The organism is Streptomyces griseorubiginosus (assembly GCF_001514195.1).
Classification (GTDB): Bacteria; Actinomycetota; Actinomycetes; order Streptomycetales; family Streptomycetaceae; genus Streptomyces; species Streptomyces griseorubiginosus.
On sequence record NZ_KQ948734.1, the window covers coordinates 1,345,036 to 1,357,252 of the forward strand.

Below are 12,217 nucleotides of genomic sequence, written 5' to 3' on the forward strand. Positions count from 1 at the left end.
GGCGGTGCAGGCGAAAAGAATTCACATGGCGGCAACGTGGGCCCGTAACATCGCGCCATGGCAAAGGCACCTGTTCTCACACCCCGGGCGGACGACTTCCCGCGCTGGTACCAGGATCTCGTCACCAAGGCCGAACTGGCCGACAACGGTCCGGTGCGCGGCACCATGGTCATCCGACCGTACGGGTACGGGCTGTGGGAGCGGATGCAGGCCGAGATGGACGCCCGCATCAAGGCCACGGGGACCCAGAACGCGTACTTCCCGCTGCTGATCCCCCAGTCGTATCTCACCCGCGAGGCCGACCACGTCGAGGGCTTCGCGCCCGAACTCGCGGTCGTCACGCACGGCGGCGGCAAGGAACTCGAAGAGCCCGCCGTCGTCCGCCCCACCTCCGAGATGATCATCAACGACTACTTCTCGAAGTGGGTGCAGAGCTACCGCGATCTGCCCCTGCTGATCAACCAGTGGGCGAACGTGGTGCGTTGGGAGCTGCGGCCCCGGCTGTTCCTGCGGACCACCGAGTTCCTGTGGCAGGAGGGCCACACCGCGCACGCCACCCAGGAGGACGCGCGCGCGTTCGCCTCGCACATCCACCGGCAGGTCTACGAGGACTTCATGACGAACGTCCTCGCCATGGACGTCGTCCCCGGCCGCAAGACCGTCAAGGAGCGGTTCGCCGGGGCCATCAACACCCTCACCCTTGAAGGGATGATGGGCGACGGCAAGGCCCTCCAGATGGCCACCAGCCACGAGTTGGGCCAGAACTTCGCCAAGGCCTTCAACACCACGTACCTGTCGAAGGACGGCACCCAGGAACTCGTCTGGCAGACCTCCTGGGGCTCCACCACCCGCATGATCGGCGCCCTGGTGATGATGCACGGCGACGACAACGGCCTGCGCGTCCCGCCCCGGCTGGCGCAGACCCAGGTCGTCGTGCTCGCCATCAAGGGGGACGAACCGGTTCTGGCCAAGGTCCGCGAACTCGGCGACCGGCTGCGGGCGGCGGGCCTGCGCGTCCATGTCGACGACCGCACCGACACCCCCTTCGGCCGCCGCGCGGTCGACTGGGAGCTCAAGGGCGTGCCGGTCCGCGTCGAGGTCGGACCCCGTGACCTGGAGAACGGCACCGCGATGGTGGCCCGGCGCATTCCGGGCGGCAAGCAGGCGATCGGCTTCGACGATCTCGTACGGCTGGTCCCGGCCGCCCTTGAGGAGGACCAGGCGCTGCTGCTGGCCCAGTCCCGGGAGCGCCGCGAGTCCCGTACGGCCGACGTGTCGACCTTCGAGGAGGCCGTCGAGGCCGCTGTCGCCGGCGGCTGGGCGCGGATCCCGTGGGCCGTCCTCGGCGCGGAGGGCGAGGCCAGGCTGGCCGAGCACGCCGTGACCGTACGGTGTCTGGTCGCGGAGGACGGGTCGGTGCCGAGCGCCGACGACGCGCCCGGTAACGTCGCGGTCGTCGCACGCGCTTACTGAGGCAGCGCCCTTCCGGCGCGAGAGCGACCGAAACACCTCTTGCACGCCCGCGGATCACCACCGCCCCGGCGCGTGGACGCGATCTACGCGCCGGGGCGTACCTCACGCTACGTACCGGCTTGGTATGAGCTGCGAGGCTTCTCCGCAGATCAGCGCACCCGCCCTCGTCTCCACGCATCAGCGGCAACTGACGGGTACGTGCAAATTATTTGGGATGCCCCGGAATAGGAACACAGCGGCACTCTGGCTCGTTGTCATTACGTGAGCACGACACAGACACCACCTGTTCTCGCCGCAGAGCTGGCAGAGGCGTGGGCCGACATTCAGCGGTACCACCCCGAGCTGCCCGACCTTGCCGCGCCAGAGTCACTGATCGGGGAGTCGTCGTCCGCCTGCGGTCACGAGCTCTCCTTCGAGCGACTGCTTCACGAGGCAGTCCACGGCATCGCCGCCGCGCGAGGCATTCGCGACACCTCCCGCGCCGGCCGCTACCACAACCGCAGATTCCTCGCGATCGCCGAGGAGATGGGCCTGGACCACCCCGAGGAGCCGCATCCCAGCAGCGGCTTCTCGCTGGTCACGCTCACCCCCGAGGCGAAGCGCCGGTACCGCCCGACCATCGAGCGGCTCCAGCGCGCCCTCAAGGCCCACACCGCGGCGACCTCCGCCGACACCGCCCGCTCCTTCCGGGGTCCGGCGGCCCGGCACGGTTCCTCCGGGGGCGGGGTCCGGGTCAAGGCGGTCTGCGACTGCGGCCGCAACGTCCGGGTCGTCCCCTCCGTGCTGGCCCAGGCGCCGATCGTCTGCGGGGGGTGCGGCAAGCCGTTCCGGATCCCCGAGATCGTGGGCGCGGCGGCGAGCTGAGATCGCGGCTGCTCGTGGCAGTCGCGGTCGGCCTCGGGGCACCCGGAGTGCCGGGTGCCCCTCAGGCATGCTCGCGCGTGACCTCGGTCCGGAGCGAGCCGCGGGGTGTGGCACAATGGCTAGCTGTACTCGACAGCCGCACAGGAACCCTCTCGCCTCCGGCTGACGCGTCCATCGGGCACTCGGGTACCGCAACCCCACGCGGCAATCTCGCCGTGCCCAACCACGTCAAAACCAGGAGAACCCACTCCCGTGGCAGTCAAGATCAAGCTGAAGCGTCTGGGCAAGATCCGTTCGCCTCACTACCGCATCGTCGTCGCCGACTCCCGCACCCGTCGTGACGGCCGTGCGATCGAGGAGATCGGTCTGTACCACCCGGTGCAGAACCCCTCGCGCATCGAGGTCGACACCGAGCGTGCGCAGTACTGGCTGGGTGTCGGCGCGCAGCCGACCGAGCCGGTTCTCGCCATCCTCAAGCTGACCGGCGACTGGCAGAAGTTCAAGGGCCTGCCGGCTCCGGCTCCGCTGCTCGTGGCCGAGCCGAAGGCCGCTCGCCCGGTCTTCGACTCCCTCGGTGGGGACGACGAGGGCAAGGGTGAGGCCATCACCCAGAAGAAGAAGGCTGAGAAGAAGGACGAGGCTCCGGCTGAGTCGTCTTCGTCTGAGTCGACCGAGGCCTGAGCATGCTCGAGGAGGCTCTCGAGCACCTCGTGAAGGGCATCGTCGACAACCCTGACGATGTGCAGGTCGCCTCGCGCAACCTGCGCCGCGGGCGTGTGCTGGAGGTCCGGGTCCACCCCGACGACCTCGGCAAGGTGATCGGCCGTAACGGCCGCACCGCACGCGCCCTGCGCACCGTCGTGGGCGCCATCGGCGGCCGCGGTGTCCGCGTCGACCTCGTCGACGTGGACCACGTCCGCTGACGCAACGCAGCACCGGCTCGGGCCGGGGAGGGCCATCGGCCGTCCCCGGCCCGTAGTCGTACCTACTTGTCGTCCAGGAGATCAAGCACAGTGCAGCTGGTAGTCGCTCGCATCGGCCGTGCCCACGGCATCAAGGGCGAGGTCACCGTCGAGGTACGTACGGACGAGCCGGAACTCAGGCTCGCCCCCGGTGCCGTACTCGCCACCGATCCCGCCGCCACGGGGCCCCTCACCATCGAGACCGGCCGCGTCCACAGCGGCCGTCTCCTCCTGCGCTTCGAGGGCGTGAAGGACCGCACCGCCGCCGAGGCCCTGCGCAACACCCTCCTGATCGCCGAGGTCGACCCCGACGAGCTGCCGGAGGAGGAGGACGAGTACTACGACCACCAGCTCATGGACCTCGACGTGGTCACCGCGGACGGTGTCGAGGTCGGCCGCATCACCGAGATCTCGCACCTGCCCTCCCAGGACCTCTTCATCGTCGAGCGGCCCGACGGCAGCGAGGTGATGATCCCCTTCGTCGAGGAGATCGTCGCCGAGATCGACCTGGCCGAGCAGAAGGCGGTCATCACCCCGCCGCCCGGACTGATCGACGACCGGGCCGAGATCGTCTCCACCCGGGACGACGACGCATGAGGCTCGACGTCGTCACGATCTTCCCCGAGTACCTCGAACCCCTGAACGTCTCCCTCGTCGGCAAGGCACGCGCGCGGGGGCAGCTCCAGGTGCATGTGCACGACCTGCGCGAGTGGACCTACGACCGTCACAACACCGTCGACGACACCCCGTACGGCGGCGGCCCGGGCATGGTCATGAAGACCGGGCCCTGGGGTGACGCGCTGGACTCCGCGCTGGCGGACGGATACGAGACGGGCTCCCACGCGCCCGCCCTCATCGTTCCCACCCCGAGCGGCCGCCCGTTCACCCAGGAACTCGCCGTCGAGCTCTCCGAGCGCCCCTGGCTGATCTTCACGCCCGCGCGGTACGAGGGCATCGACCGCCGGGTGATCGACGAGTACGCGACCAGGATGCCGGTCTACGAGGTGTCCATCGGCGACTACGTCCTCGCCGGCGGGGAGGCAGCCGTACTGGTGGTGACAGAGGCCGTCGCGCGGCTGCTGCCCGGGGTCCTCGGCAACGCGGAGTCGCACCAGGACGACTCCTTCGCGCCCGGCGCGATGGCCAACCTCCTGGAGGGACCCGTCTACACCAAGCCGCCCGAGTGGCGCGGCCGCGGCATCCCGGACGTGCTGCTCAGCGGACACCACGGCAAGATCGCCCGTTGGCGACGGGACGAGGCCCTGAGGCGGACGACGGCCCACCGGCCCGACCTCATCGAGCGCTGCGACCCCAAGGCCTTCGACAAGAAGGACCGCGAGATGCTCTCCATCCTGGGCTGGGCGCCCGACCCGGAGGGGGAGCCCTACGGGCGATTTTGGCGCAGGCCAGAAGGCATGGAACAATAGGTCGCTGTTGTGCGTCGTCCGGCGTGCGCCCCTGCCACAGGGGGACACGACGCCCGCCCCGACACGGACAGCATCCTCACGAAACACGACTACCGCCGATGACCTGTGGCATGGGCGAAGAAAGCAGACGAAATGTCTCACCTGCTCGACTCCGTCGACGCCGCGTCGCTGCGCAGCGACATCCCGGCCTTCCGCCCGGGTGACACCGTCAACGTCCACGTGCGCGTCATCGAGGGCAACCGCTCCCGTGTGCAGCAGTTCAAGGGCGTTGTCATCCGTCGCCAGGGTGCCGGTGTCCGCGAGACCTTCACGGTCCGCAAGGTCTCGTTCTCCGTCGGCGTCGAGCGCACCTTCCCGGTGCACACCCCGATCGTCGAGAAGATCGAGCTCGTCACCCGCGGTGACGTGCGTCGCGCCAAGCTGTACTACCTGCGCGAGCTGCGCGGCAAGGCCGCGAAGATCAAGGAGAAGCGCGACAACTGAGCGCTTTTCGGAGGTCACAGCGGGGGCGGATAGCATCTGGCCCCGATGGACACCGAAGCACAGCAGACGGAGCGCGACCGCTCCTCCCGTCCCGCACCAGGGACCGTGGAGGGACGGTCGCGTTTCGCGTTGGTGTCGAGGATCACGGAGTGGGTGCCCGGCGGCCGGATCTCCCTGGCCCTGCTGCTCTGCCTGGTCTTTCTTTTGCTGATCAGTACGTTCGTGGTCAGACCTTTCCAGATTCCTAGCGGATCCATGGAAAACGGATTGAGGATCGGGGACCGCGTTCTCGTAAATAGGTTGGCGTACCGTTTCGGTGCCGAGCCGCAGCGCGGTGATGTGGTGGTGTTCGACGGATCGGGGTATTTCGGGGACGGGGACTACATCAAGCGCGTGGTGGGTGTGGGGGGAGACCATGTGGTCTGCTGCGACAAGAAGGGGAGGATCGAGGTGAACGGCCGGTCGGTCGACGAGTCGGACTTCCTGTACCCGGGTGACGTTCCGTCCTCGGTGCCCTTCGACGTCGAGGTGCCCGAAGGCACCCTGTTCGTCCTCGGCGACCATCGCAGCGTCTCCAGCGACTCCCGCGACCATCTCGGCTCTCCGGGCGGCGGCATGATCCCCGTCGAGGACGTCCTCGGCCGGGCCGACTGGATCATCTGGCCGGCCGCCCACGCCACCCGGCTGCATCGCGCCGGGGCGTACGCGCGGGTGCCTGTCCGGGCCGGTGCCGAGGTGAGCGTGCCTGGCCGTGCCGGTTCTCAGGTGAGCGTGCCTGTCCGGGCGGGTGCGGATGTGCGGGTGCCCGTTCCTTCCGGTGTCGACGCGGGCGTGCGTGCCGTGGAGGGTGCGCATGGGTAACCGCGGCAAACCGCGCGGTGTGTCGACGACGCCCGCCGAGAACCTGCTGCCCACCGGCGTCCGGCGGTCCACCAGCCCCGGCGGCGGCCGCTCCCGCGCGGAGCGCCGCAAGCTCCAGCGCAAGGTCAAGCGGCGCAGACGGCGCGGCGCGGTCAAGGAGATACCGCTCCTCGTGGGCGTGGCCGTCCTGATAGCGCTCGTCCTGAAGACGTTCCTCGTCCAGGCGTTCGTGATCCCGTCCGGATCCATGGAGCAGACGATCCGGATCGGCGACCGCGTCCTGGTCGACAAGTTCACCCCGTGGTTCGGCTCCGAGCCGAAGCGCGGGGACGTCGTCGTCTTCAAGGACCCCGGCGGCTGGCTCCAGGACGAGCAGACCACCACGAGGAAAGCCGACCCCGTCGTCGTCAAACAGGTCAAGGAAGGCCTCACCTTCATCGGCCTGTTGCCGTCGGACAACGAGAAGGACCTCATCAAGCGGGTCGTCGGCGTCGGCGGGGACCGCGTCAAGTGCTGCGACACCCAGGGGCGGGTGACCGTCAACGGCGTCCCCCTGAGCGAGACCGACTACCTGTATCCCGGCAACGCCCCCTCCACCCAGCCGTTCGACATCACCGTCCCCCAAGGGCGGTTGTGGGTGATGGGCGACCACCGCGCCAACTCCGCGGACTCCCGCGCGCACCAGGACACCGACTACGGCGGCACCGTCTCCCTGGACTCCGTGGTGGGGCGGGCCAGGGTCATCGCATGGCCTTTCGGGCACTGGACCATGCTGGACGAACCGAAAACTTACTCTTCCGTTGCCGACTCGGCGTCCGGGGCGGCCACAGCCTCCCGGGCGTCGCTTAGGGTTGCTCCCGAGGATCCGAACGAAGCGATCCAACTCCCGAGCCCTGCGGAACTCCCGCTCGTTATGGGAGTGGTGGGCCTGCGCCGTACATGGGGCAGGCGGCGGCACAGAGTAAGGAGTTGGCGTGGGGGATGTGGCGGTTGGCGCACGATCCGGGCACGACGGCGAGGAGCACCGCGGACGCCCCGTGGACGCAGCCGACCCGGCCGCGGAGGGCGCCGTAACCTTCGGGAATGACCCGGCCGCGGGCGGGGACGGCCCGCCGGTCGACGAGCCCCCCAGGACCGGCGGCGGTGGGACGGGCGACTCCGCGCCCAAGGCGAAGAAGCAGCGCTCCTTCTGGAAGGAGCTGCCCATCCTGATCGTCATCGCGCTGGTGCTCGCGCTGCTGATCAAGACGTTCCTGGTGCAGGCCTTCTCGATCCCGTCCGACTCGATGCAGAACACCCTCCAGCAGGGCGACCGCGTCCTGGTCGACAAGCTCACCCCCTGGTTCGGCTCCAAGCCCGAGCGCGGCGAGGTCGTCGTCTTCCACGACCCCGACAACTGGCTGGCCGGCGAACCGACCGCGAACCCGAACGCCGTACAGACGTTCCTCTCCTGGATCGGCCTCATGCCGTCCGCCGAGGAGAAGGACCTCATCAAGCGCGTCATCGGCGTCGGCGGCGACACGGTCTCCTGTTCGGGCACCGGCCCGCTGAAGGTCAACGGCAAGGCGCTGGAGGAGTCGTCGTACGTCTACGCCGGCAACACTCCGTGCAGCCAGGACGACCAGGGCGGCCAGTTCACCGTGAAGGTGCCCAAGGGCTACATCTGGGTGATGGGCGACCACCGGCAGAACTCCCGGGACTCCCGCTACAACCAGTCGGACTCGCACCACGGCATGGTCCCGGTCGACGACGTCGTGGGCCGCGCCATCGTCAAGGCCTGGCCGGTCAACCGCTGGGGCACCCTGCCGAAGCCGGACACCTTCAGCCAGGCCGGGATCAACGACCAGGCGTCGGCGTCCAAGGCGCTGACGTTCGCCCCGCAGGGGGTCGCGCTCGTGGGCGCGGTGCCGCTGGTGCTGTGGCGGCGCCGGAAGGCTTCGGTGGAGCGGTCTCGCTGAGGGCCTCGTCGCGGGAGAACGGCTCGCTGATGGTTGTGCGCGGCGAAGGACCTACCTGGTGAAAGCTTTGCGGAGCTTGCGACCTCGGGCGGCCGGGAAGGGCTGACCCCGTCAGGTACCGCCGGGTAGGGTGCGGACCCATGGGTGGCGAGAGCGCAATACGTACGGCCCCGCGCAGCGGCGGCACCAGCACACGCCCGGCGGGCAGCCGGACCGGACAGCGACTGTCCGGTCTGGCCGTCGCGCTGGGCATCGTGCTGTTTCTGGGCGGGTTCGCCTGGGGAGCGCTGGCCTACCGGCCGTTCACCGTGCCGACCAGCTCCATGTCGCCCACCATCGCCGCCGGTGACCGGGTGCTCGGGCAGCGCGTCGACGCGGACGAGATCCGCCGGGGCGACGTCGTCGTCTTCAACGACAAGGCGTGGGTGACCGGCGCCCTCGTGGTCAAGCGGGTCGTCGCGGTGGGCGGGGACACGGTCGCCTGCTGCACGAACGGCAAGCTGACCGTCAACGGCAAGGAGATCGACGAGCCGTACCTCAAGGGCGGTGTGGTCGAGGACAAGGCCATCCCGACCGTGAAGGTGCCTCAGGGCCGGCTCTTCCTCCTCGGTGACGAGCGGCAGGGCTCCCTGGACTCCTCCGCGCACCTCACCGACGCGGCGCAGGGCACGGTGGCGCGCAGCGCCGTGGAGGCCCGGGTGGACGCCGTGGTCTGGCCCTGGAAGGGCATGCTGGAGCGTCCGACCGGCTTCGGGAAGATCGGTGCCCTCTCCACGCCGGGGCCGCTGAACACGATCCTGCTGCTGATCGTGGTGGGCGCCGTGCTGGTCCTGGGCGGCGGGGCGTACGGCCCGGTCGCCGGCCTCCTCGCCAGGCGGCAGCGGGTACGGACGGAGCCGGTCGGTGCCCGCTGAGGCGGGGGGCGGGTCTTTGGGCTCGGCGGGGTCTGCCGGGGGGTCCGGTGGATCGTCGGGGCTGGGTGGAGCGGCCGGAGGGTCCGGTGGATCGTCAGGGCTGGGTGGAGCAGCCGGAGGGTCCGGTGGATCCGACATGTCGGCCGGGGCGTCGGGTCGGTCCGATCTGTCGGCCGGGGTGTCCGGTGGATCTTCTGGCTCGGCTCCGGCTGCGGCCGGGTCTGCGGGCTCGGGCGAGGCCTCTAAGGGGGACTCGGATGCGTTCTCGGCCGGAGGGACTTCGGCTGAGGCTCCAGGTGGGGCCGCGGAGGCGTACGAGGGCGGTGGGTTGCGCAAGGTGGCCCGGGTGGTGCTGCTCGATCCCGAGGACCGGATCCTGCTGCTGCACGGGCACGAACCGGACGACCCCGCCGACGACTGGTGGTTCACGCCCGGCGGAGGACTCGAGGGCGACGAGACCCGTGAAGAGGCCGCACTGAGGGAACTCGCCGAGGAGACCGGCATCACCGAGGTGGAACTCGGGCCGGTGCTCTGGCGGCGGACGTGCTCCTTCCCGTTCGCGGGCCGCCGCTGGGACCAGGACGAGTGGTACTACCTGGCCCGTACGACGCAGACGGCCACCGAGGCGAGGGGCCTCACCGAGCTGGAGCGGCGCAGCGTCGCCGGAGCGCGCTGGTGGACGTGTCAGGAACTGACCCGGGCACATGAGACGGTGTATCCGACCAGACTCGCCGAGCTGCTGCGAAGGCTGCTCGACGAAGGCCCCCCGGCCGGACCCGTGACCCTCGACACCGAAATCGTCTAGGGGCTGACGGGGCTGGCGCACAATAGTGGGATCGCACGGCTGAAGGGGAACATGCCATGAGCGCCGAGGACCTCGAGAAGTACGAGACCGAGATGGAGCTGAAGCTCTACCGGGAGTACCGCGATGTCGTCGGTCTGTTCAAATACGTGATCGAGACCGAGCGACGCTTCTACCTGACCAACGACTACGAGATGCAGGTCCACTCGGTCCAGGGTGAGGTGTTCTTCGAGGTGTCCATGGCGGATGCGTGGGTGTGGGACATGTATCGGCCGGCTCGCTTCGTGAAGCAGGTCCGGGTGTTGACGTTCAAGGACGTGAACATCGAGGAGCTGAACAAGAGTGACCTGGAGCTGCCGGGCGGATGAGCCCGGCCGTGCCGGCTGGGGTCGGCTCACCCGTGTGGGTGACGAGGTTTTCCACAACCGCTGAGTAGTCCACCAAGATCAACAGGGTGGGCGGGGTTGCGTGATCGTCGGTGCCGGAGGTGGTGCCGACATGAACGCACGCAGTGCACTCGGCAAGTACGGCGAGAGTCTGGCCGCGAGGCGGCTGACCGAGGCCGGGATGACGGTCCTGGAGCGCAACTGGCGCTGTGGCCGGACCGGCGAGATCGACATCGTGGCGCAGGACGGCGAGGTCCTGGTCGTCTGCGAGGTCAAGACACGGCGGACGGGGGCCTTCGAGCACCCCATGGCCGCGGTGAGCCCCGAGAAGGCGGAGCGGCTGCGGGGGCTCGCCGCGTGCTGGATCCACGCCCATGGAGGGGCACCGCCGGGAGGCGTCCGCATCGATCTGGTGGGCGTGGTCCTGCCCCGGCGCGGCGCGCCCGTGGTCGAGCATGCGCGGGGGGTGGCCTGAGATGGGTTTCGCTCGTACGTGCTCGGTGGCGCTGGTGGGCGTCGAGGGAGTCGTGGTCGAGGTCCAGGCGGACCTGGAGCCGGGGGTGGCGGCGTTCACGCTGGTGGGGTTGCCGGACAAGAGCTTGACGGAGAGCCGGGACCGGGTGCGGGCGGCGATGGTGAACTCGGGGGCGCCGTGGCCGCAGAAGAAGCTGACCGTGGGGCTGAGTCCGGCGTCCGTACCGAAAAGTGGAAGCGGCTTCGACCTCGCCGTGGCGGCGGCGGTCCTCGGCGCGGCAGAGCGGATCGACCCCCGAGTCCTCGCCGATATCGTGATGATCGGGGAGCTGGGCCTGGACGGGCGGGTCCGGCCGGTCCGAGGGATCCTGCCGGCGGTGCTGGCCGCTGCGGACGCCGGCTACGAACAGGTGGTCGTACCGGAGTGCGCGGTCCCAGAGGCATCACTGGTGCCGGGCGTCTCGGTCCTGGGGGTGCGCAGCCTTCGTCAGCTCATCGCGGTGCTCACCGATGAGCCGGTGCCCGACGAGGAACCGGTCCCTGGAGAGATTCGCCCAGATCCGTTCCTCGCCGGCCTCGCCCTCCCGGGTACCGGCCTCGGGACCGGAGCTCTCGCAGGGGAGCACGCTCCGGATCTGGCCGATGTGGCGGGACAGCACATGGCCAGGTCGGCCTTGGAGGTGGCTGCGGCAGGACGTCATCACGTCTTCTTCAAGGGGCCCCCGGGTGCCGGCAAGACCATGCTGGCCGAACGGCTGTCGGGGCTGCTGCCCGAGCTGAGCAGGCAGGAATCGCTGGAGGTCACCGCGGTGCACTCCGTCGCGGGGGTCCTGCCACCAGGCCACCCTCTCGTGGACAGGGCACCGTACTGCGCCCCGCACCACTCGGCGACGATGGCTTCGCTCGTCGGCGGAGGGAACGGACTGCCTCGACCCGGAGCCGTGTCCCTTTCGCACCACGGTGTGCTTTTTCTGGATGAAGCCGCGGAGTTTCACAGCAGCGTCCTGGACGCCCTGCGGCAGCCGCTGGAGTCGGGGCACGTCGTGGTTGCCAGGGCAGCCGGGATGCTGCGGATGCCCGCGAAGTTCCTCATGGTGCTGGCGGCCAATCCCTGCCCCTGCGGAAGGCACGGAAGGGGCGACGACGTCTGCGAGTGCAGGCCCTCCTCCATCAAGAGGTACCGCGCTCGGCTGTCCGGACCTCTGATGGACCGGGTCGATCTGCGCGTGACAGTCGAACCCGTGGCCAGGGCCGAGCTGCTCCAGCTCCACAACGGTGCCGAGACGACTGCCACAGTCGCAGAGCGGGTCAAGACGGCGAGGGAACGCGCGGCCCGACGCTACGAAGGGACGCCGTGGCGCACCAACAGCGAGGTGCCGGGCCATGAGCTGCGCACCCGCTGGCATGTGCAGTCGGGTGCGCTGCGCAAAGCCGAAGAGGACCTTGACCGGGGCCTCCTGACGGCTCGCGGCCTGGACCGGGTGCTGCGCGTGGCCTGGACCGTTGCTGACCTGGCAGGGCGTGATCGCCCCTCGGCCAACGACGTGAACTGGGCCCTGGAACTGCGCACTGGTGTCCGACGCGGTGCCGTCCTGGAGGGGATGGTGCGGTGA

15 protein-coding genes are annotated in these 12,217 nt (G+C 69.6%); all 15 read left to right on the forward strand.

What is annotated here, in order from left to right; translation table 11 throughout:
* Nucleotides 1–57: 57 nt before the first annotated feature.
* The 15 genes from proS to AQJ54_RS06065 all read left to right on the forward strand — a co-directional run bounded on the left by proS (nucleotide 58) and on the right by AQJ54_RS06065 (nucleotide 12,217).
* Entirely contained in the window at nucleotides 58–1,473 is a 1,416-nt protein-coding gene (gene proS / locus AQJ54_RS05995) for a proline--tRNA ligase (protein ID WP_062234539.1), read from the forward strand.
* A 261-nt stretch (nucleotides 1,474–1,734) separates the two neighbouring features.
* A complete protein-coding gene (locus AQJ54_RS06000; protein ID WP_020138752.1) occupies nucleotides 1,735–2,337 on the forward strand; it encodes a hypothetical protein in 603 nt (200 codons plus the stop codon).
* Between the two features lie 252 nt (nucleotides 2,338–2,589).
* Entirely contained in the window at nucleotides 2,590–3,018 is a 429-nt protein-coding gene (gene rpsP, locus AQJ54_RS06005; protein ID WP_030315831.1) for a 30S ribosomal protein S16, read from the forward strand.
* A gap of 2 nt (nucleotides 3,019–3,020) precedes the next feature.
* The gene (locus AQJ54_RS06010; protein WP_003973401.1) at nucleotides 3,021–3,260 is read left to right on the forward strand and encodes an RNA-binding protein; all 240 of its coding nucleotides are present in this window, start codon (nucleotides 3,021–3,023) and stop codon (nucleotides 3,258–3,260) included.
* A gap of 90 nt (nucleotides 3,261–3,350) precedes the next feature.
* Entirely contained in the window at nucleotides 3,351–3,896 is a 546-nt protein-coding gene (gene rimM, locus AQJ54_RS06015; protein ID WP_062234541.1) for a ribosome maturation factor RimM, read from the forward strand.
* A complete protein-coding gene (gene trmD, locus AQJ54_RS06020; RefSeq protein WP_062026744.1) occupies nucleotides 3,893–4,726 on the forward strand; it encodes a tRNA (guanosine(37)-N1)-methyltransferase TrmD in 834 nt (277 codons plus the stop codon). The genes rimM and trmD overlap by 4 nt, the downstream gene beginning before the upstream one ends.
* Nucleotides 4,727–4,858: 132 nt before the next feature.
* Complete coding sequence (rplS, locus tag AQJ54_RS06025) at nucleotides 4,859–5,209, forward strand: 50S ribosomal protein L19 (protein WP_020138756.1); 351 nt, start codon at nucleotides 4,859–4,861, stop codon at nucleotides 5,207–5,209.
* 45 nt (nucleotides 5,210–5,254) lie between these two features.
* Nucleotides 5,255–6,070, forward strand: a complete 816-nt coding sequence (gene lepB, locus AQJ54_RS06030) for a signal peptidase I (protein WP_248845303.1) — start codon at nucleotides 5,255–5,257, stop codon at nucleotides 6,068–6,070.
* The gene (gene lepB, locus AQJ54_RS06035) at nucleotides 6,063–7,157 is read left to right on the forward strand and encodes a signal peptidase I (protein ID WP_062234942.1); all 1,095 of its coding nucleotides are present in this window, start codon (nucleotides 6,063–6,065) and stop codon (nucleotides 7,155–7,157) included. The genes lepB (AQJ54_RS06030) and lepB (AQJ54_RS06035) overlap by 8 nt, the downstream gene beginning before the upstream one ends.
* On the forward strand, nucleotides 7,045–8,028 hold the full coding sequence (lepB, locus tag AQJ54_RS06040) for a signal peptidase I (protein ID WP_079069750.1): 984 nt from the start codon (nucleotides 7,045–7,047) through the stop codon (nucleotides 8,026–8,028). Before lepB (AQJ54_RS06035) ends, lepB (AQJ54_RS06040) begins: the two co-directional genes overlap by 113 nt.
* Before the next feature lie 140 nt (nucleotides 8,029–8,168).
* The gene (gene lepB / locus AQJ54_RS06045) at nucleotides 8,169–8,942 is read left to right on the forward strand and encodes a signal peptidase I (RefSeq protein WP_062026741.1); all 774 of its coding nucleotides are present in this window, start codon (nucleotides 8,169–8,171) and stop codon (nucleotides 8,940–8,942) included.
* A 328-nt stretch (nucleotides 8,943–9,270) separates the two neighbouring features.
* On the forward strand, nucleotides 9,271–9,747 hold the full coding sequence (locus tag AQJ54_RS06050; RefSeq protein ID WP_030315817.1) for an NUDIX hydrolase: 477 nt from the start codon (nucleotides 9,271–9,273) through the stop codon (nucleotides 9,745–9,747).
* 56 nt (nucleotides 9,748–9,803) lie between these two features.
* Entirely contained in the window at nucleotides 9,804–10,112 is a 309-nt protein-coding gene (locus AQJ54_RS06055) for a DUF2469 domain-containing protein (protein ID WP_003965949.1), read from the forward strand.
* A gap of 130 nt (nucleotides 10,113–10,242) precedes the next feature.
* Complete coding sequence (locus AQJ54_RS06060; RefSeq protein ID WP_062027191.1) at nucleotides 10,243–10,605, forward strand: YraN family protein; 363 nt, start codon at nucleotides 10,243–10,245, stop codon at nucleotides 10,603–10,605.
* Nucleotide 10,606: 1 nt separating this feature from the next.
* Nucleotides 10,607–12,217 (forward strand): YifB family Mg chelatase-like AAA ATPase, encoded by a 1,611-nt coding sequence (locus AQJ54_RS06065; RefSeq protein ID WP_062234945.1) that lies wholly within the window; start codon nucleotides 10,607–10,609, stop codon nucleotides 12,215–12,217.